The organism is Variovorax boronicumulans NBRC 103145 (assembly GCF_001591345.1).
In the GTDB taxonomy this organism is placed as follows: Bacteria; Pseudomonadota; Gammaproteobacteria; order Burkholderiales; family Burkholderiaceae_C; genus Variovorax; species Variovorax boronicumulans.
The window spans coordinates 1-19,521 of sequence record NZ_BCUS01000045.1; the positions used below are offsets into that span (position 1 = coordinate 1).

General features: G+C 70.9%; 19 protein-coding genes. 10 read left to right on the plus strand and 9 right to left on the minus strand.

From position 1 onward, the window contains the following. From VBO01S_RS14865 to VBO01S_RS14885, 5 genes are all read right to left on the minus strand, one after another. The coding region (locus VBO01S_RS14865; RefSeq protein WP_174543665.1) for a penicillin acylase family protein at positions 1 to 1,403 on the minus strand (1,403 nt) is incomplete at its 3' end. A 102-nt stretch (positions 1,404 to 1,505) separates the two neighbouring features. Then, positions 1,506 to 2,087 carry a glutathione S-transferase family protein gene (locus VBO01S_RS14870; protein WP_062475589.1) on the minus strand — a complete coding sequence of 194 codons (582 nt, stop codon included), beginning with the start codon at positions 2,085 to 2,087 and terminating at the stop codon, positions 1,506 to 1,508. A 40-nt stretch (positions 2,088 to 2,127) separates the two neighbouring features. Further along, positions 2,128 to 2,766 carry a CDP-alcohol phosphatidyltransferase family protein gene (locus VBO01S_RS14875; protein ID WP_062475593.1) on the minus strand — a complete coding sequence of 213 codons (639 nt, stop codon included), beginning with the start codon at positions 2,764 to 2,766 and terminating at the stop codon, positions 2,128 to 2,130. A gap of 88 nt (positions 2,767 to 2,854) precedes the next feature. Beyond that, positions 2,855 to 3,601 carry a glutamine amidotransferase gene (locus VBO01S_RS14880; RefSeq protein WP_062475677.1) on the minus strand — a complete coding sequence of 249 codons (747 nt, stop codon included), beginning with the start codon at positions 3,599 to 3,601 and terminating at the stop codon, positions 2,855 to 2,857. A gap of 34 nt (positions 3,602 to 3,635) precedes the next feature. Next, positions 3,636 to 4,538, minus strand: a complete 903-nt coding sequence (locus VBO01S_RS14885) for a LysR family transcriptional regulator (protein ID WP_062475596.1) — start codon at positions 4,536 to 4,538, stop codon at positions 3,636 to 3,638. A gap of 143 nt (positions 4,539 to 4,681) precedes the next feature. Here VBO01S_RS14885 and VBO01S_RS14890 point away from each other — a divergent pair, with 143 nt between their 5' ends. From VBO01S_RS14890 to VBO01S_RS14905, 4 genes are all read left to right on the plus strand, one after another. Further along, positions 4,682 to 5,836: a CaiB/BaiF CoA transferase family protein gene (locus VBO01S_RS14890; RefSeq protein ID WP_062475599.1), complete on the plus strand. Its 1,155-nt coding sequence runs from the start codon at positions 4,682 to 4,684 to the stop codon at positions 5,834 to 5,836. Between the two features lie 53 nt (positions 5,837 to 5,889). Beyond that, positions 5,890 to 6,858 (plus strand): Bug family tripartite tricarboxylate transporter substrate binding protein, encoded by a 969-nt coding sequence (locus VBO01S_RS14895; protein WP_062475601.1) that lies wholly within the window; start codon positions 5,890 to 5,892, stop codon positions 6,856 to 6,858. Between the two features lie 8 nt (positions 6,859 to 6,866). After that, positions 6,867 to 8,675: an acyclic terpene utilization AtuA family protein gene (locus VBO01S_RS14900; RefSeq protein ID WP_062475680.1), complete on the plus strand. Its 1,809-nt coding sequence runs from the start codon at positions 6,867 to 6,869 to the stop codon at positions 8,673 to 8,675. Positions 8,676 to 8,874: 199 nt separating this feature from the next. Next, positions 8,875 to 9,498, plus strand: coding sequence for a hypothetical protein (locus VBO01S_RS14905; protein ID WP_062475603.1), 624 nt, complete (start codon positions 8,875 to 8,877; stop codon positions 9,496 to 9,498). Between the two features lie 16 nt (positions 9,499 to 9,514). On the opposite strand, the gene VBO01S_RS14910 is transcribed toward VBO01S_RS14905, so the two are convergent. Both VBO01S_RS14910 and VBO01S_RS14915 read right to left on the minus strand, forming a co-directional pair. Beyond that, positions 9,515 to 10,060, minus strand: a complete 546-nt coding sequence (locus VBO01S_RS14910) for an SRPBCC family protein (RefSeq protein ID WP_062475605.1) — start codon at positions 10,058 to 10,060, stop codon at positions 9,515 to 9,517. Positions 10,061 to 10,100: 40 nt separating this feature from the next. Further along, a complete protein-coding gene (locus VBO01S_RS14915) occupies positions 10,101 to 10,460 on the minus strand; it encodes an ArsR/SmtB family transcription factor (RefSeq protein ID WP_062475607.1) in 360 nt (119 codons plus the stop codon). Positions 10,461 to 10,636: 176 nt separating this feature from the next. Between VBO01S_RS14915 and bla the strand changes: the two genes are divergently transcribed. From bla to VBO01S_RS14940, 5 genes are all read left to right on the plus strand, one after another. Further along, on the plus strand, positions 10,637 to 11,524 hold the full coding sequence (gene bla / locus VBO01S_RS14920) for a class A beta-lactamase (RefSeq protein WP_062475609.1): 888 nt from the start codon (positions 10,637 to 10,639) through the stop codon (positions 11,522 to 11,524). A 47-nt stretch (positions 11,525 to 11,571) separates the two neighbouring features. Further along, positions 11,572 to 12,567 carry a LysR family transcriptional regulator gene (locus VBO01S_RS14925; RefSeq protein WP_062475611.1) on the plus strand — a complete coding sequence of 332 codons (996 nt, stop codon included), beginning with the start codon at positions 11,572 to 11,574 and terminating at the stop codon, positions 12,565 to 12,567. Positions 12,568 to 12,708: 141 nt separating this feature from the next. Next, positions 12,709 to 14,280: an AMP-binding protein gene (locus VBO01S_RS14930; RefSeq protein WP_082818148.1), complete on the plus strand. Its 1,572-nt coding sequence runs from the start codon at positions 12,709 to 12,711 to the stop codon at positions 14,278 to 14,280. Positions 14,281 to 14,300: 20 nt separating this feature from the next. Next, the gene (locus VBO01S_RS14935) at positions 14,301 to 15,539 is read left to right on the plus strand and encodes an acyl-CoA dehydrogenase family protein (protein ID WP_062475683.1); all 1,239 of its coding nucleotides are present in this window, start codon (positions 14,301 to 14,303) and stop codon (positions 15,537 to 15,539) included. Between the two features lie 34 nt (positions 15,540 to 15,573). Further along, positions 15,574 to 16,572 carry a tripartite tricarboxylate transporter substrate binding protein gene (locus tag VBO01S_RS14940; RefSeq protein ID WP_062475616.1) on the plus strand — a complete coding sequence of 333 codons (999 nt, stop codon included), beginning with the start codon at positions 15,574 to 15,576 and terminating at the stop codon, positions 16,570 to 16,572. 10 nt (positions 16,573 to 16,582) lie between these two features. On the opposite strand, the gene trhA is transcribed toward VBO01S_RS14940, so the two are convergent. Beyond that, positions 16,583 to 17,206 (minus strand): PAQR family membrane homeostasis protein TrhA, encoded by a 624-nt coding sequence (trhA, locus tag VBO01S_RS14945; protein WP_062475619.1) that lies wholly within the window; start codon positions 17,204 to 17,206, stop codon positions 16,583 to 16,585. Between the two features lie 197 nt (positions 17,207 to 17,403). Between trhA and VBO01S_RS14950 the strand changes: the two genes are divergently transcribed. Then, a complete protein-coding gene (locus VBO01S_RS14950; protein WP_062475620.1) occupies positions 17,404 to 18,399 on the plus strand; it encodes a sialic acid TRAP transporter substrate-binding protein SiaP in 996 nt (331 codons plus the stop codon). Here VBO01S_RS14950 and VBO01S_RS14955 read toward each other — a convergent pair. After that, positions 18,396 to 19,415, minus strand: coding sequence for an AraC family transcriptional regulator (locus VBO01S_RS14955; protein WP_062475623.1), 1,020 nt, complete (start codon positions 19,413 to 19,415; stop codon positions 18,396 to 18,398). The two genes, VBO01S_RS14950 and VBO01S_RS14955, sit on opposite strands and share 4 nt — an antisense overlap. Between the last annotated feature and the right edge of the window lie 106 nt (positions 19,416 to 19,521).

Below are 19,521 nucleotides of genomic sequence, written 5' to 3' on the forward strand. Positions count from 1 at the left end.
CCCTCGAGCACGGGCAGGCCGGCGGCGTTGAGCAGCGCGGCGGCGGCCGGCGAGGGCGCGCAGGTCTTGAGCATCTCGGCCGACACGTCGGGCACCACCGACAGGTCGGCGTACATCGCGTTGCCTTCGCGGTCGGCCGCCAGGGTGTTGATCCACGGGATGCCCTGGTTGCCCATGGCGGCGCGCAGTTCGGCGACGTTGCGGGCCCGGCCCATCTTCATCCAGCTCTCGGCCGAGCGCACGTTGAGCGTGTTGGCGTCGCGGATCGCGTAGGCCTTCTGGGCGGTCCAGCCCAGGCCGGCGCGCGGCAGCGAGACCACGGGGCCCCAGTCGGTCGCGTAGAAGGTGTGCTGCACGGGCGCTCCACCGGCCGTGGCGGCGGCCGGCAGTGCGACGGTGCGCGCGACCATCTTCTTCGGCTGGCCGTCGACCCAGTACACGGTCGGGTCGTTGGGGTCGAGCTTGAGTTCGTACAGCGTGAAGCGCTTGCCGGTCGACACGGTGTGGGTCCAGGCCACGTCCTTGTTGAAGCCGATCGACACCACCGGGCTCAGGCCGCCGGTGGCGCCCATCACGTCGAGCTGGCCGGGAATGGTCAGGTGCATCTGCCAGAAGCGGTTGGTGCCGTTCCAGGGGAAATGCGGGTTGCCCAGCAGCAGGCCCTTGCCGTCGGGCGTGGCGTTGCGCCCGAAGGCCCAGCCGTTGGAGCCCAGCTCGCCGCCTTCGGGGTTGGCGTTGAAGCTGTGGCGGCCGATCTCGGCCACCGCCTGCTCGAGCGCGACCGGCGCCGCGCCGGTCTTGGCGCCCGGTGCGGGCGGCACGGCGGCCAGCACGGCGCCGGCCAGTGCGCCCAGGCCGCCCTGGATCATCGATTGCTCGGTGGCGCGCGCCAGGTCGGCGGCCGTCATCGGGCGCACCCACGGCTTGCCGCGGCAGGCCTCGGGCAGGCCATTGGGGCCCGCGTCCTGCAGGTAGCGGTTGTAGCCCGCCACGTAGCCGCGCAGCGCGGCCTTCACCTCGTCGTTGGTGGTGGCCGCCGCGCGGGCCAGCGCCGCGTCGTCCATGTGGTAGCGCACGAACAGGTCGATCTGCGCGTTGGGCATGCGGCCCAGGCCGAAGTCGCCGGTGTTCTGCGCCCCGAGGAACTGCGCGCGGTCGCCGCGCAGCGTCAGCAGGTGCTCGGCGGTCTGGCAGACGTTGTCCTGCGCATGCGCGTAGGCGGTGCCGTAGGCCAGGCCTTCGTAGTCGGGCGCCGTGATGTGCGCGATGCCGAAGGTGGTGCGCTCGATGCTCACGCTGCGGCTGCCGGGCGGCGGCGTGCTGGCGCAGGCCCCAAGCAGGGCGACCAGGCCCAGGGAGAGGGCCGTCAACGAGAACCGGGAGCGCGAGGTGTTCGAAGTCATGGGGCGGGCGTGAGGTGGGAAAAGGGTCGAAAAAGAGGGACCGATTAGAGGATGAACCTCCGCCGCGCACTGTCGCCAGCGCGGCACGCCTTGCCGCTTACTTCAACCGAACTTCATGCCTTTGGGCCGTGCCTGCAGCCTGTGGATGTACGCGTCGAGCTTCGGGCGGTTGGTGCGCCCGCCGAAGGCGCGGTGCCAGATGAGCATCGAGCCGATCATCACGTCGGCGGCCGTGAACTGGGCGCCGAACAGGTAGGGGCCGTCGCCGAGTTCGCGTTCGACGGCGTCCTTGGCCTGCTCGAAATCGGTCCAGCCGCGCGCGCTGTTGTTGCTCTTGATCTTCAGCAGGCTGTCGCCCATCGAGGGCTCGAGCTGCGCGGTCGAATAGACCATGAGCGACAGGTAGCGCCCGCGCTCGGACGTGCCCACGGCAGGTGCCAGGCGCTTGCCGGGGTACTTCTCGGCGATGTACATGCAGATGGCCGCGTTCTCGAAGATGCGGGTGCGGCCGTCGACCAGCGCGGGCAGCTTGCCGGCCGGGTTGATCTTCAGGAACTCGGGGCGCTTGTGGGCGCCCTCCCGGATGAGGGTGGGCACGATCTCGTAGTCGACCTCGGCTTCGTCGAGCATCCACTTGGCGACCTGCGCACGGCTGCGCGGGTCGAAATACAGCTTCATCGCCATGCGGGGTCCCCTTTGTCAGGTGGGTGAGATGGGCGGGTTGTCAGAACTTGGGAATGCGCAGGGTCTTGCTGATCATCAGCGTGCCCGAGAGCGCGAACAGCAGCACCAGCGGGTGCAGCTGCCAGGGGCCGAGCGTCCAGGCGCCGCCCCACACGTTGGCGCCGAGGGCGCCCTTCGAGGCCGCGTAGGCCAGCACGCCCACCAGCACCACGCTGGTCGGGATCGGCGTGCCTTCGAAGTACTTCACCTTGTCGGCGCCGGCCGAGAGGGCCTCGGCCGTCACGTTGTAGCGCGCGAGCCGGCTCACGCCGCAGCCGACGAAGTAGATGAGCACGGCGCAGTCCCAGCCGCCGTCCAGGCCGGCAGCGAAGCCGAGCGCGGCGGGCAGCACGCCGAAAGAGATCACGTCGGCCAGCGAGTCGAGTTCGCGTCCGAGCGCCGACTGGGTCTGGCGCCAGCGCGCGATGCGGCCGTCGAGCACGTCGAAGATGAAGGCGGCCGGGGCGAGCGCCGCGGCCCAGTAGAAGTGGGCGAGCGACTGGCTGCGCATGAAGGCCATCGCGAAGAACACCGCCCCGACGCCGCAGGCCGCGTTGCCGAGCGTGAACACATCGGCCAGGTGAAAGCCGCGGATCATCGAGAAGTGCTTGCGGGCCGGCGGGGACGAAGGCGTGGTCATGAGGCGGGGAAAGCTGCGAAAGGAACCGCACCTTAACCCAAGCGGGGCCCGCTTTTTGTAGTCGCGCGCCGACGCCCCGTCGGCGCGCTCAGACGGCTGGCTGCGCCTTGGCCTCGACGATCCGTGCGAAGCGCCCGAGCAGGCCCGCCGCCGCGTCGGTGGGGCGCACGCCTTCGCGCAGCGCCGCGGCGTCGAGCCCGTCCGCGGCGAGGTCGCGGGCCAGCAGCTCGATGTAGCCGCCCATGGTCCGGGCGTCGAACTCGGGGTGGAACTGCAGGCCCCAGGCCTGCGCGCCCACGCGGAAGGCGTGCACGGGTTCGTGCGCGCTGTGGGCCAGCTTCACCGCGCCCTCGGGCAGGCGCAGCGCGCTCTGCCAGTGGATCGCCTGCGCCGGGAACTGCGCGGGCAGGTCGCCCAGCAGTGCGTCGCCGGCGGCGGCCGCGTCGAGCGTGACGGTGACCGTGCCCACCTCCGGGCCTTGCGGGTGGTGCCCGGCCTCGCCGCCGAGTGCGTGCGCGAGCAGCTGGTGGCCGTAGCAGATGCCGAGCACGGGCGTGTCGCGCGCGACCAGCTCGGCAAGCCAGGCGGCGGTGGTTTCGCTCCAGGGCTCGCGGTGCGACACCATCGCGTGCGAGCCGGTGACGACCACGCCCGCGACCTGGCCGGGCGCGGGCAGCGTGTCGCCGCGGCGCGGGTCGACCACCACGAGGGGCAGGGTCTGCGTGCCGAGGCCGTCGGCGATCCAGTGCTCGAAGTCGCCGCGGCCTTCGCGCAGCGCGTCATGGGTGTCACCGACCTTGACGATGACCAGGGGATACGGGGGCGTGCTGTGCATGGCGTCGATCATGCCGCAGCGCACCGTGCGCCGGTCAGCGCCGGGACGATTCCCGACGGTGCAGCAGGTCCATGAAGGCACGGCCCACGGGCGAGGGCGAGCGCCCCGCGCGCGTGACCAGCCCGATGGGCCGCGACATCAGCGGGCGCTGCAGCGGCACGGTGGCCAGCTCGTCGTTCTGCGACAGCTGCAGCGCGAGCCGGGGCAGGGCGGTGAGCCCCAGCCCGGCCGCCACCAGCGCGCCCGCCACGGCCACGCTCGGGTATTCGAGCGCGGGCTGCACCTGCAGGCCGCGCTGCAGGAAGGCGGCGTCGGTGATCGGCCGGATGCTGCTCTGGAAGCTGCTCGCAATGAAGGGCCGTGTCGCGAACACCGACCACGACACCGAGGCGCGCGCGGCCAGCGGGTCGTCGCGCCGGCACAGCAGCACGAAGGGGTCGTCGCGCAGGTGGCGGTACAGCAGGGGCTCGTGCGCGCCGGGGCGCACGCTGAGGCCGAAGTCGGCGCGGCCTTCGTCCACCGCGGCGCGCACCGCCTCGGCCGGCCCTTCGATCAGCGAGAACTGCACCTGCGGATGCTGCTGGCGGAACTCGGCGATGGCGCCGGGCAGCAGCGCCACGCCGGTCGAGGGCAGCGCCGCGATGGTGAGGTGGCCGCTGCGGCCTTCGAGGAACTGCGACAGCTCGCTGAACGAGCTGTTGAAGTTCTCCAGGATGCGCAGCGCAATCGGCAGCAGCTCGCGCCCGGCCGGCGTGAGCTCGACGTGCCGCGTGTCACGGTCGAACAGGCGCGCGCCCACCAGGTCTTCGACGATGCGCACCGTGCGGCTCAGCGCCGGCTGCGACACGTGCAGGGCCTGCGCGGCGGCGCGGAAGTTGGTGGTCTTCGCGACTTCGACGAAGGCCTCGAGCTGCTGCAGCGTGATGTCGACTCGCACGGACGCGGCCTTCCCGGAGTGGCTGTGGATTGATCCATCCAAGTTATCACAGATATAGGAATATTGTTCTTCACAGATCAATGCGCGACGCCGAGACTGGCGCATTCGATACACGGAGACAAGGGGCCCCGCGCCCGCGTGACATGGACACCAAAATTCTGGAAGGCATCCGGGTGCTCGAGCTCGGACAGGTGCTGGCGGGGCCCTTCGCGGGCGCGATCCTGGCGGACCTCGGCGCCGACGTCGTGAAGCTCGAGCGCGTCGAGGGCGGCGACGACGCGCGCCACATGGGCCCGGCGTTTCGCCACGGCGACGCGCTCAACTTCCACGTCTTCAACCGCGGCAAGCGCTCGGTCGCCATCGACCTGAAGAGCGAAGAGGGCATGGCCGCCTTCGAGACCCTGGCGGCCGGCGCCGACATCCTCATCCACAACCTGCGCCCCGGCGTCACGCAGTCCATGGGCATCGACGGCCCGTCGCTGTGCGCGCGCCATCCGCGGCTCATCTACTGCGAGATCTCGGCCTTCGGCCACACCGGCCCGCTGCGCATGCAACCGGGCTACGAGCCGCTGATCCAGGCCTTCAGTGGGCTGTCGAGCATCAACGGCGGGCCCGACGATCCGCCCATGCGCACCGGCGCCTCGGTCTGCGACCAGGGCACCGGCATGTGGGCCGTGATCGGCGCGCTGGCGCTGCTGCAACGGCGTCACCTCACGGGGCGGGGCGGCGTGGTGAGCACCTCGCTGCTGGAGACCGCGCTGGTCTGGACCGGCCAGAAGGCCGATGCTTACGTCAACGAAGGCCGGCTGCCCGAGCGCCACCGATCGGGCCACCCGGGCTTCGTGCCCTACGAATCTTTCGATACCGCCGATGCGCCGCTGCTGATCTGCTGCGGCAACGACCGGCTCTTCGCCAAGTTCGCGCACGAACTCGGGCGCGACGACTGGACCACCGACGCGCGCTTTGCCGGCAACCGGCAGCGGCTGCAGCACAAGGCGGCGCTGTTCGACGAGATCGGCCCGCTGCTGCGCGCGCGCACCCGCGCCGACTGGATGGTGCGCTTCACCGCCGCCGGCGTGCCCTGCGCGCCGGTGCACACCGTGCCCGAAGCCGTCGCGCATCCGCAGGTCGAGGCGCTGGGCATGCTGCAAGCGGTGCCGGGCGAGAACTTTCGCCTCACGGCGCTGCCGATGTCCATCGACGGCGTGCGGCCCGCGCACCGCGCGGTCGCGCCCCGGCTGGGCGAGCACAACGCGGCGCTCGGTGCGCCGCCGGTGCCGCAGCGCGACAGCATTTGAGCGACCGCATCCTTTCCCGTTTCAAGAACTACATCCCACCGGAGACATCACCCATGCGCACTTCCATCTTCCGCCTCGGCGCGATCCTGGCCTTCGCGGTCGCGGCGGCGGCACCTGCCCACGCGCAGGACTACCCCGCCAAGCCGCTCACCGTCGTCGTGCCCTTCGCGGCCGGCAGCGGCACCGACCAGCAGGCACGCAGCATCGCGCAGGCCCTGACCACCGAGTACAAGGTGCCGGTGATCGTGGAGAACCGCGCCGGCGCCAGCGGCTTCCTGGCCGCGCAGTACGTCGCGAAGGCCGCGCCCGACGGCTACACGCTGCTCATGACCACCAACACCACGCACGCCGCCAACGAGCACCTGTACAAGAAGCTGCCCTACGACCCAGTGAAGGACTTCACGCCCGTCGCGCTGCTGTCCAAGGGCCACATGCTGCTGCTGGTGGGGGCCGATTCGCCGATCAAGTCGGTGGCCGACCTCGTGGCGGCGGCGAAGAAGTCGCCGGGCAAGCTCAACTTCGGCAGCGGCAGCTCGTCCAGCCGCGTGGCGAGCGAGCTGCTCAAGCAGATGGCCGGCATCGACATGGTGAACGTGCCCTACAAGAGCAACCCGATGGCCATCACCGACCTGCTGGGCGGGCAGGTCGACTTCATGTTCGCCGACGCGCCCACCGCGCTGCCGCACGTCAAGAGCGGCAAGCTGCGCGCGCTGGCCGTGAGCGGCGACAAGCGCCTGGCCGCCGTGCCCGCGCTGCCGACCGTGGCTGAGGCGGGCGTGAAGGGCTACGACATGTCGTACTGGACGGCGGTCTACCTGCCGCCGGGCGCACCCGCGGCCGTCACGCGCAAGCTCAACGAGATGCTGGTGAAGGTGTCGGCCTCGCCGGCCATCGTCGCCTACCAGGCCATCTCCAGCGGCGAGGCCGCCACCGGCACGCCCGAGGCGCTCGCGAAGTTCCAGGCCGCCGAGTCGCAGAAGTGGGGCCGCGTGATCCGCGCCGCCGGCATCGAGCCCGAATGAGCCGCGCGATGAACAGCCCCCACACGCAGCAGAAGACCGTGCGCATCGGCGGCGCCTCGGGCTTCTGGGGCGACAGCAGCACCGGCGCGCCGCAGCTCGTGGCGCACGGCGGCATCGACTACCTCGTGTTCGACTACCTGGCCGAACTCACGATGTCGCTGCTGGCCGGCGCGAAGCTGAAGAACCCCGACGCCGGCTACGCCACCGACTTCGTCACCACCGCCATGGCCGCCGTGCTGCCCGACGTGATGCGCCAAGGCATCCGCGTGATCGCCAACGCCGGCGGCGTGAACCCGCGCGCCTGCGCCGCCGCGCTCACGCACCTGGCGGCCGGCATGGGGCTCGCGCCGCGCATCGCCGTGGTCACTGGCGACGACGCACTGCCGCATGCCGAAGCGCTGCGTGCGCAGGGCATCGGCCACATGAGCACGGGCGCACCGCTGCCCGAGCGCCTCGTGAGCGCCAACGCCTACCTGGGCGCCGTGCCGATCGCGCGGGCGCTCGATGCCGGCGCGCAGATCGTCATCACCGGCCGCTGCGTCGACAGCGCCGTCACGCTCGGCGCGCTGATGCACGAATTCGGCTGGGCCGACGACGACTGGGACCGCCTCGCGGGCGGCAGCCTGGCCGGCCACATCATCGAATGCGGCGCACAAGCCACCGGCGGGCTGCACACCGACTGGGAGCAGGTGCCCGACTGGGCCCGCATCGGCTACCCGGTGGTCGAATGCGCGGCCGACGGCAGCTTCGTCGTCGGCAAGCCGCCCGGCACCGGCGGGCTGGTGAGCCGCGCCACCGTGGGCGAGCAGCTGCTGTACGAGATCGGTGACCCCGCGGCCTACCTGCTGCCCGACGTGACCTGCGACTTTCGCACCGTGCAGATCGTGGCCGTGGGCGCGGACCGGGTGCGCGTCTCGGGCGCGCGCGGACGTGCGCCCGCGGGCCGCTACAAGGTCACGGCCACCTACGCCGCGGGCTACCGCTGCAACGCCGAGCAGCTGATCGTCGGCTTCGACGCCGCCGCCAAGGCGCAGCGCAGCGGCGAAGCCATGTTGCGCCGCACGCGCGACCTGTTCGCGCAGCGCGGCTGGGCCGACTTCTCGGCCACCCACATCGACGTGCTGGGCGCCGAGCAGTGCTACGGCCCGCACGCCACCGCCCAGCCGCCGCGCCAGGCGGTGCTGCGCGTGGCCGTGACGCACGCGGACAAGGCGCCGCTCGAGCTCTTCGCGCGCGAGATCTCGGCGGCCGGCACCTCGTGGGCGCCCGGCACCACCGGCCTGGGCGGTGGGCGGCCGTCGGTGGCGTTGTCGATCCGGCAGTTTCCGCTGCTCGTGGACAAGGCGCTGTTCAAGCCCGTGGTCGAGATGGCCGGCGAGTCGTGGCCCGTGGCCGTGAGGGCGCAGGCGGCGCAGGTCGCCATGGCCGATGAGGTGGCGCCGCAGGCAGACGCCACCGACCCGGACACGGACGACGAATGGCTCGAGGTGCCGCTGATCCGCCTGGCCTATGGCCGCAGCGGCGACAAGGGCGACGTCTCGAACATCGGCATCCTCGCGCGCGAGCCGCACTACCTGCCCGTGCTGCGCGAGCAGCTCAGCGCGCAGGCCGTGCGCGCCTACATGGCGCACCTGGTCGAAGGCGAGGTGACGCGCTACGAGCTGCCCGGCATCGGCGCCTTCAACTTCGTCTGCGAAGCGGCGCTGGGCGGCGGCGGCATGGCCTCGCTGCGCACCGACCCGCTGGGCAAGAGCATGGCGCAGATCCTGTTGTCGATGCCGGTGCGCATCGCGGCCCGCCGGTTGCGCGCGGCCTGAGCTGGTGCGCCGCCGGGCCCGCGTTTTCAGCGCGGGCCCACGCCATCGCTCACTGCTTTCGGATTCGTCCGATGGCCTGCCTCGGCGCTTTTTCCTAGAGTGCTTCGTTCCCTGAGCGCTGGCCGTTTTCCGGCCGGCCCGCTCTTCCTTCTCTTCGCCAGATGGCTGCCTTTTTTCTCGAAGGCGCTCGAAGCACGCCATGTCCTTGTCCAGATTCCTTTCCTTCCATCCCCGCCTGCGCGCGGGCCGCTGGCTGCTTGCCGCCTCCACGCTGGTCGCGGGCTGCGGCCCCGTCGCGGTCACGTCGTACGTGCCGCTGCCGCCGATGCCGCCGCCTTCCGAACCGATGAACATGGCCGTGCCTGTCGCGGTGTCGGCCACGACCGCGCGCAAGGGGGCGGTGTACCGGCCCGCGCCCGCGGTGGTGCCCGAGCTGGCGCAGGTCGTGTTCTTCCGCCGCGCCACGTCCACGCCCAGCACGGGCGCGGCGCATGTGTATGTCGACGGCGAGTTCCACGCCGCGTTGATGCCCAACGGCTTCACGCGCCTGTGCGTGGCGCCGGGCGCGCACTCGCTGGAGGCCTACATCGACGATGCGCCGCTGTACGCGGGCAAGTCGCAACCGAAGACGCAGGCCGTGCTCGAAGGCGGGCAGACGGTGTTCGTGGCCGTGTCGGAAATGGGCGAGGGCGCGCCGGTGCCCCACGGCAGGGTCGCGGCCGAGCGCCTGCTCAAGAGCGCACGCGAGCAGCGCCAGGTGATCAGCCGCGCGGTCCGCGTGCAGCCCTGCCGCGCGCCTTCGCAGCCCGCCCGCCGGGCCTGACACCGCCCGACGGCCTTCAAGGGATGTGCGTCGCGTAGGCCGCCTCGGCGGCCTCCAGCTGGGTCCAGAAGCCTTGCGGCGCGCGCCCGTGCAGCACCTCGTCGAGCACGCCCAGGTGCGCGTGCCAGCCGCTGGCCACGCTCAGCGTTTCCTTGCGGTCGGGCAGGCGGCGGTGCGTGAGCACCAGGTGCGTTGTTTGCGCGCCCTGCGGCGACAGTTCGAAGCTGACTTCGGACGCGTCCTCGCGCTCGCTGCCCCAGCTGATGACCAGCAGGGTCGGCGGCTCGATGCGCAGCACGCGCGAGTGCTGCACGTGGGTCTCGCGGTAGGCCGCGAAGCGCTCGGGCGCCACCTCGCCCGACAGCTCGGTGTGCTGGAAGCGCAGCTCGAACACCGCGCCGGGTGCCTGCGCCATGGTGCCGCCAGCCAGCCAGCTGCGGCGCTTCTCGGGATCGACGAGGTAGGTCCACACGCGGTCGATGGGGCCGGGCAGGATGCGTTCGATGCGCAGGGTGCCGGGCTCGGTCTGCGTGCCCAGGCTGTGCTTCAAGGTCGTGGTCATGGGTCGGTGCTCCTTGGGTGAATGAGGGGAGAGAAGGCGCTCACGCGCGGCTGTGGCCGTCGTCGTGGGCATCGCGCCGCAGCGCATCCGCCAGCGCGTCCAGGCGGTGGTTCCAGAAGACTTCGTACGCGCGCAGCCACGCATCGGCCGTGGCGAGCGCCGCCGGTTCCAGCCGGCACACGTGCGCGCGGCCCTGCACGGTGCGCGACACCAGCCCCGCGCGCTCCAGCGTCTTGACGTGCTTGGAGGCGCCCGCGAAGGACATGCGAAACGGCGCCCCCAGCTCGCCCACGCTGCATTCGCCCTGCGCGAGCAACTGCAGCATGGTGCGCCGCGTGCTGTCGGCCAGGGCGTGGAACACGGCGTCGAGCCGTTCGTCTTCGATTTCAAGTTCAACCATGAAGTTGAATATAGATCGGCCCCGAAGAAAATTCAACCTGAAGGTTGAATGATCTAAATGGCGTTACACCTGATACACCCGGGACGCCGTGCGCGCACCGGGCGCTGGAAGCGCGGGGGCTGCGCTCCTACGATGCCTTTCATTCCATCCACTCGCGAAAAGAAAGACGCACGCACATGAACCCTCTGATCCAGCGCCGCACCCTGTTGCTCGCCGCCGCCGTGACCCCGCTCGCCGGCGCCTGCAGCGCATGGCCGAAGAAGGGCGCGCAGTCGGACGCCGAAACGCAGCTCGCCGAACTCGAGCGCGCCTGCGGCGGGCGCCTGGGCGTGGCGGGCTTCCACACCGGCAGCGGCGCGCGCCTGCAGCACCGTGCACACGAGCGCTTTCCGCTGTGCAGCACCTTCAAGCTGGTGCTCGCCGCCGCCGTGCTCGAACGCAGCGCGACCGACGCCAGCCTGCTCGGGCGCCGCATCAGCGTCGGCAAGGGCGACCTGGTGTCGCACTCGCCGGTCGCCGAGAAGCACCTCGCCACCGGCATGACCGTGAACGAGATGTGCGCCGCCACCATGCAGTACAGCGACAACGCCGCCGCCAACCTGCTGCTGAAGGTGCTGGGCGGGCCGGCCGCCGTCACGGCCTTTGCGCGGCGCATCGGCGACACCACCTTCCGCCTCGACCGCACCGAGCCCGAGCTGAACACCGCCATTCCCGGCGATCCGCGCGACACGACCACGCCCGCGGCCATGTCCGAGACCGTGCAGCGGCTGGCGCTGGGCGATGCGCTCGGCGCGCCGCAGCGCGAGCAGATGCGCGAATGGCTGCTCGGCAACACCACCAGCACCGAGCGCTTCCTGGCCGGCGTGCCCAAAGGCTGGCGTGTGGGCGACAAGACCGGCGCGGGTTCGTACGGCAGCACCAACGACGTCGGCGTGCTGTGGCCGCCGTCGGGCGCGCCGTTGGTGCTGTCGGTCTACCTGACCTTCCCCGACAAGGACGCGAAGAACCGCAACGACGTGGTCGCCGAGGCCACGCGCATCGCAGTGAGGGCCCTCGCGGGCTGAGTCGGCGACGGGGCCACAATGGGCGCCCCATCTTTCCCCGTCGCCCCATGGACCTGAGGTCTCTTCGCTATTTCATCGCGGTGCTCGAAGCCGGCAGCCTGTCGCGCGCCGCGGCGTCGCTGTACGTGGCGCAACCCGCGCTGACCGCGCAGATCAAGAAGCTCGAGGCCGAACTTGGCACGCAGCTGTTCGACCGCTCGCACGTCGGCGTCACGCCCACGGCCGCCGGGTTGCAGCTGTACCAGGACGCGCGGCGCCTGCTGTCGGATGCCGCGGCCATGCGCGAGCGGCTGCAGCGCGCGCCCGACGGGCCCGAGGGCTCGGTCACGGTGGCGGTGCCGTTCCTGCTGGCCTCGTTGCTGCTCGGGCCGGTGCTGGCGCGGCTGAAGCAGTCGCACCCGCGCATCCGCGTGTTCGTGATCGACGACCTGAGCCTGATGGTGCGCAAGGCGATGGTCGATCGCCGCGCCGACATCGGCCTGCTGGTCGACACCCCGAGCGTTGAAGGGCTGGACGTGCGTCCCTTCGTGCGCGAAGGCATGTTCCTCTGCGGCTTCGATGCCAAAGGAGAGGTGGCGGCACTGCTCGGAAAAAGCGCGAAGGGTGGGCGCGCGAAGAAGGGCGCACCGGTGCGTCCCACGGTGCCTTTCGCGCGCGCCGCGAACCTGCCACTGGTGCTGCAGTCGCGCCGCTTCAGCATCCGCCAGCGCGTCGAGGCGGCGGCCGAGGCGGTGGGCGTGGAACTCAACGTGGTGCACGAGCACGACTCGGCGCGCGTGCTGCGCTCGCTCTACCTGGCGGGCGCGGGCTTCACGGTCACGCCCGCCTGCGCGCTCGCGGACGGGCCGGGTGATCAGCCGAACTGGTTGATTGCACGCATCGTCGAGCCCGAGCTGGCGCGCACCTACCACCTGGCCACGCCAGCGGGCAAGGCGCCCGACGCGGCCACGCAGGTCGTGAGGCAGGCGCTGGCCGACGAGGCGCGATCGATGATCGCCTCGGGCCGCTGGGACGCGCAGTTCCTGGGCGACGGCAAGGCGTAGCCATCGCGCACGGCGGTGCCGTGCGCCGAGGCCATCATCTTTTGTGATGGCCGCGCATCAGCAATCGGTATTTGTTGTGCGGCGGCGTTGTTTGCGAAAGTTCTCCCCACGGTGCACAGGCACCGGCCTCAAGGAGACAACTTGCCCTCACTTTCGCCCGAGGTCGCCAACGTCGGCGAACTCGCATCCCGCGCCGCCCGCCTGCATGCCCGGCAGATCGCCGTGACCAGCCCGCAGCGCGCCTGCACCTACGAACAGCTCGACCGGCGCGCCAACCGCCTGGCCAACGCCCTGCGCGGCCTCGGCCTGCAGCGCGGCGACCGCGTGGGCGTGTACCTGCCCAACTGCGTCGAGATCGTCGAGCTGGAGCTGGCCTGCTACAAGGCCGCGCTGGTGAAGGCGCCGATGAACGCGCGGCTCGCGCCGGTCGAGGTGGCCGAGGTCATCGAGAACAGCGACGCCGCGCTGATCGTCACCACCGCCGCGCGCGCCGAGACCTTCCTGCCGCTCTTGAAGGGCGCGGCCCCGAAGCTACTGCTGCTCGACGCGGCCGAAGGCACGCCCGCTTCCTACGAAAGCCAGCTGGCACGCGCGAGCGACGCCTTCACCTGCGAGCGCGTGCGTGCCGACGAGCTGGCCGTGCTGCACTACACCTCGGGCTCCAGCGGCGTGCTCAAGGCCGCGATGCAGACCTTCGGCAACCGGCTGGCCCAGCTGCGCAAGTTCCTCTCGCGCAGCGAAGGCCTGCGCCCCGGCGACCTGCTGGGGCTGGTGGGGCCGATCACGCACGCCTCGGGCATGCAGATCGTGCCGGCGCTGTGCAGCGGCGCGACCATCCGCCTGTTCACGGGCTTCGAGCCCGCGCGCTTCCTGGACGACATGAAGAAGGAGCGCGTGACCCACACCTTCATGGTGCCCACCATGATCAACATGCTGCTGGCCGAGCTGCAGGGCCGCTACCGGCCGCTGCCCGACCTGCAGCGCCTGGGCTACGGCGCCGCGCCGATGGCGCCCGCGCGGATCATGCAGGCGATGGACGTGTTCGGCCCCGTGCTGTCGCAGGGCTACGGCGCGGGGGAGACCACCTCGGGCGTGTGCGGCCTCTCGGTGGAAGACCACCTGTTCGCGCGCGCCGCCATGCCCGAGCGGCTGGCCTCGTGCGGGCGGCCGTTCCTCGAGTCGCTGGTGGAGATCGTCGATGACGAAGGCCGGCCGGTCGCGCCCGGCGAGGTGGGCGAGATCGTGGTGAGCGGCGAGGACATCTTCGCCGGCTACTGGCGCGCGCCCGAACTCACGGCCGAGGTGCTCAAAGAGGGCCGCTACCACACGGGCGACCTCGCGCGCGCCGACGACGAGGGCTACATCTACATCGTCGATCGCAAGAAGGACATGGTCATCAGCGGCGGCTTCAACGTGTACCCCTCGGAGGTCGAGGCCGTGCTGTACCAGCATGCGGCGGTGGCCGAGGCCTGCGTGTTCAGCGTGCCCGACGACAAGTGGGGCGAGGCGGTGGCCGCGCACATCGTGCTGAAGCCGGGCGCCTCGCCCGACACGGCCGGGCTCGACGACTTCTGCGCCGCGCGGCTCGCGGGCTTCAAGCGGCCGCGCCGCATCGAGTTCGTCGAGTCGCTGCTGAAGAACGCCAACGGCAAGGTCGCGCGCAAGGCGATCCAGACGCCGTACTGGGCCGGCCACGCGCGGCGCGTCAATTGAACAAGAGCGAAGAGAACGACATGGACACCACGCTGACCCCTTCCGCCGCCCCTACCGAGGCTTCGGCCATCCGCGCGCCGCTGTTCGACGGCCCCTTCGAGGGCTCGTCGCGCGCGGCCGAATTGATCGCCCGCATCGGCGACTTCCTGAACGGCGAACTGGCCGACCTGGTGCGCGAGAAGGGCATCGACCACGAGCACGGCCCCGACAGGGAGACGCTGCGCCACGTCTGGCGCCGCTCGCACGCGATGGGCTTCTACGGCATGACGCTGCCGCCGGCGATGGGCGGCCTGGGCCTGTCGCTGCTCGACCACGTGCTGGTGAAGGAATCGATCTACGCCAGCGGTTCGCCGCTCGCGCCGCATGTGTTCGGCGAACTCAGCGGGCCGCCGCGCGTCGGCGCACTGGCCAAGTTCGCGACGCCGGAGCAGATGGCGCAGTTCATCCGTCCCGTGGCGCAGGCCGAGAAGGCGATCTGCTTCGCGCTCACCGAAGCCGAGGCCGGCTCCGATGCCGGCGCGGTGCAGACGCAGGCGCGGCGCGAGGGCGACGTGTATGTGCTGAACGGGCGCAAGCGCTTCATTTCGGGCTCGCCGTTTGCCGATCTCGCGGTGCTCATGGCGTCCACCTCGGACGATCCGGCGCGCCGCGAGGTGACGGCGTTCTTCGTCGACCTGACGCTGCCGGGCGTCGAGGTGCAGGCGGGCTACAAGACCATGGCGGGCCAGTCGACCACGGGCGACATCGTGCTCACCGATTGCCGCGTGCCGGCCGCGAACCTCATCGGCGAGCCCGGCAAGGGGCTGGCGCTGGCGCTGGGGCGCATCACGGTCAACCGGCTGCTGCACTGCCCGGGCATGGTGGGGCTGGCGACCGTGGCGCTGAAGGACGCACGCGACTACGCGCGCACGCGCCGCCAGTTCGGCCGCGCCATCGCGCAGTTCCAGGCGATCCAGCATTCGCTGGCCGACATGGCGACGCAGCTGTGCGCGGCGCGCGCGCTGATGCTGTCGACCGCGCGGCAGATCGACGCCGGCGGCGACCCGCGCGCCGAGGCCTCGATGGCCAAGCTGTTCTGCTCGGAGGCCGCGTTCCGCGTGGCCGACGCGGCGGTGCAGATCCACGGCGGCGAAGGCATCGTGCAGGGGCGGCGCGTGGAGTTTTTGTTCCGCATGCTGCGCATGTACCGCGTGCTCACGGGCACGAGCGAGATCCAGAAGAACATCATCGCGCGCGAGCTGATCGGCGACGCGGCCTGAGGCCGAACCAGACAATCAGGAGACAAGACAAGCCATGACGCTCATCAATGCCCATCGCCGCGCGCTGTGCGGTGCGATCGCTGCCTCGGCGCTGCTGCCGGCCATCGCGCGCGCAGCGGGCGCGAACGCCTCCGCCTGGCGGCCGACCCGCCCGGTCAAGTGGGTCGTGCCGTACCTGGCCGGCACCGGCCCGGACAACGCCGCGCGCATCCTCGCGGAAGCGCTCGGCCCCTTGCTGGGGCAGCCGGTCGTCATCGAGAACCGCGGCGGCGCGGCCGGCAACATCGGCGCGCGCCAGGTCGCGCGCGCCGCGCCCGACGGCTACACCTGGATCTACTCCAGCGCGCCCATGGCCGCCAACATGCGCATGCAGCAGAACCCCGGCTACGACGCGCTCAAGGACTTCCGCCACATCATGCGGCTCACCACCTCCGACGTGCTGCTGGTGGTGAATGCGGGCTCGGGCATCCAGACCCTGCAGGAACTCGTGGCGCGTGCGCGCGCCAACCCCGGCAAGCTCGACTACGCCTCGGGTGGCGTCGGCACGCCCTCGCACCTGGGCGTGGAGTTGTTCCTGCAGGCGGCGGGCGTGCAGGCCACGCACGTGCCGTACAAGGGCGCGTCGGAAATCGTCAACGCGGTGCTGGGCAACCAGGTGAACTTCGGCATGCCGATCTTCTCGGTGGCGCTGCCGCACGTGCAGGGCGGCAAGCTGCGCGCCCTGGGCGTGGCCGGCGCCAAGCGCAACGCGGCCTTGCCGCAGGTGCCGACGCTGGCCGAGCTGGGGCTGCGCGGCGTCGAGCTCACGTCGTGGGGCGGCGTCTCGGTGCCGGCGGGCACGCCCGACGCGATCGCTGCGCGCATCTACGAGGTGTTCGGGCAGGCGCTGAAGCAGCCGTCGGTGATCGCTGCGCTGACCGAGCTGGGCAGCGAGGTGAGCCCGTCGACGACCGAGGCCTACGTGCAGGGCTTCGCGAGCGAGATGGAGCTGACCGAGCGGATGATGAAGACCGCGAAGCTCCAGCCGTTGTAGGAAGCAGGCTTCAGAGCACGAACCACCCCACGGCCACGTAGTGGCTCGTGGTGCCGGCCAGCACGAACAGGTGCCAGGCGCCGTGCGCGTGGCGCAGCCCCCGCCGGTTGCGATAGAACACCGTGCCCACCGTGTAGAGCACGCCGCCCGCGACCAGCCAGGCCAGGCCGGTGGCGTGCAGCTTGGCCGCCAGCGGTGCGGCGGCCAGCACGCCGAGCCAGCCCATGCCGATGTACAGCGGCAGCGAAGGCTTCTTCGCCGCGTCGGCCGAAGCGGGTTTCAGTTCACGCCAGATGCCGAAGCACGCCGCACTCCAGATCGCCGCGAGCAGCAGCCAGCCCCAGAGGCCTTGCAGCGTGACGAGCGCGAAGGGCGTGTAGGTGCCCGCGATGAGCAGAAAGATCGCGCAGTGGTCGGCGCGTTCCCACAGGCGCTTGCTGCGGCCGCGCGTGCTGTGAAAGAGCGTGGAGGCCGCGTACAGTGCCACGGCCGAGAGCGAGAACACCAGCCCGCCCGCGATGCGCGCAGGGTCGCCCGTGGGCAGCGTCTTGGCGAGCAGCAACGCGGCCGCCGGCAGCGCGAGCAGCAGGCCGAACAGGTGGCTGTAGCCGTTGAGTCGTTCGCCGGGGTACATGAGGTGCGGTGAGGAAGTGGGCGCGTCGGGCGCACGCGGATGCTAGGGAAGGGCCATGACTGCCCCGTGACCGGGCAAACCCTGTCTGGATTTTGGTTGCAAATGTTTACATTCAGCGGCCGGGATGCGTTCCCGACACCCGCCGCGTGCTTTGGCGCACCCGCGCCGGCGGGCCTTCTCACCGTGAGGGACTGCCGATGAAAAAACGTTTGATGTCGTGGCGCCGGGCTGCTGTCCTGTGCGTCGCCATGGGGAGCGCCGCTGTCGCTTGTGCGCAAGTGCAGCAGTTCAAGTGGGGCCACATCTACGAGCCCGCGAGCATCTTTCACCAGCAGGCCGAACTGGCGGCGCGCAAGATCGCCGAGCAGTCCGAGGGCAAGATCAAGATCGAGGTGGTGCCCGCCTCGAAGCTGGGGCAGGAGCGCGACTACGCGCTGATGCTCGCCAACGATTCCCTACAGATCGCCTACGTCGGTCAGGCCACGCTGGCCGAGGGCTATCCGCCGCTGGGCCTGGGCAGCTATCCCTTCGCCTTCAAGGACCTGGACCACGTGCGCAAGTACCTCGCGAGCCCGCTGCTCGCGGACCTGATGAAGGGCTACAACGAACGCAGCGGCAACCGCATGGTCGCGTCGGTCTACTATGGCGCGCGGCAGGTGACCTCGGGCAAGCCGCTGCAGCGCCCCGAAGACTTTCGCGACCTGCGCCTGTACGTGCCCGACGCCGCGGCCTACCAGCTCTTTGCCACCGCGCTCGACGCCAAGCCCGTGTCGCTGCCGTTCAACAGCCTGTACGGCGCACTCAAGAAGAACGAGGTCGAGGCGCAGGAGCATCCGATGGGCACGGTGCGCGCCAAGCAGCTGTACGAGGTGCAGAAATACGTGCAGCTCACGGGCCACATCTACGACACGCTGGGCATCGTCATCGGCAAGGCCGCCTGGGCCCGCCTCACGCCGGCGCAGCAGGCGATGGTGGAGAAGACGCTGGCCGACACGGCCAAGTGGACCAACGTCGGCGTGATCGCCAGCGAGCTGGAAGACGAGCAGTTCCTGCGCGGCAAGGGCATGACGGTGCAGCCGGTCAACCGCCTGCCGCTGCTGGAGCGCGTGACGAAGCGCTCCACGCCCGAGCAGATGGGCGCACGGCCGGGCGACTTCGCGAAGCTGCAGGCGCTGGCCGACGCAGCGAACTAACCGGCCCGCTGCCGGTAGCCGCGCGGCGTGCTGCCGGTCCACGTGCGAAAGGCGCGGTGGAAGGCCGGCGTGTTGTCGAAGCCGACTGAGGCGGCGATGCGGTCGATGGGCTCGCGCGTCTTCACGAGGCGCTGGATCGCGAGGTCGCGCCGCACCTCTTCCTTCAGTGCGCGAAAGCTGGTGCCCTCGGCCGCGAGCTGGCGCGACAGTGCGCGCTCCGACATGTGCACCGCGCGCGCCGCCGCGCCCAGCGTGGCGTCCGAGGCGAGGTGCGCGGCGACGAACTCGCGCACCGTGGCGCTGGTGGTGTCGTGGTCGAAGGTGACGAAGATCCAGTCGTCGGGCGCGCGGCGCACGAAGTCGAGCAGCTCGGCGCGCGTGCGCTGGAAGGTCTGGCGCAGCACCGGTTCGGCAAAGCGCACCGAAGATGTGTCTTGCTCGAACTGCAGCGGGCCCGGGAACAGGTTGGCGTACTCGTCGAAGCGCGCCGGGCGCGGGAACGCAAAGCCGACGCCCAGCACCGGCAGCTGCCGCCCCATGAGCCACGAGGCCACGCCATGGATCAGCTTGACCATCAGCGCATGGCCGAAGGGCGTGGTGGGCCGCGCGGCGGCTTCGGGGTGCGGCGCGATGGCGATCGTGGCCACGCCGTGGGCGCGCGTCATGCGCAGGCGGTGGTCGTCCAGCAGCAGGTTCCAGAAGCGCGTGAAGCGGTACATGGCGACCATGAGCGAGGGCGCGTCGAGCAGGCTGAGCCCGAGGTACTTGAGCGCGCCGGCGCGGATCGGGCGCGACCACAGGCCCAGCATCTCGTCGCCCATGAAGAGCGACACGCACTCGTACATGCGAACGAACTGCTCGCGCGTGACGCGCGCGCCGTCCTGGCGCAGCAGCTGCGGCGAGAGGCCGGCCTGCGCGGCCAGCAGGTCGATGTCGCGCGGGCTCAGCTGGCGGCGCGCGCCGCTCAGCAGGTGCTGCAGGAAGCTGACGGCGACGGTGGCGCGCTCTGGCGGCATAACGAGTTCAAACGACGGTTGGCGGAATCTGCAAATGAATGGGCGCGATCTGCAAGCAATGGCGCGACGCCCAAGGCTATCGTAGCCCTGAAGCGCCCCATTCCGG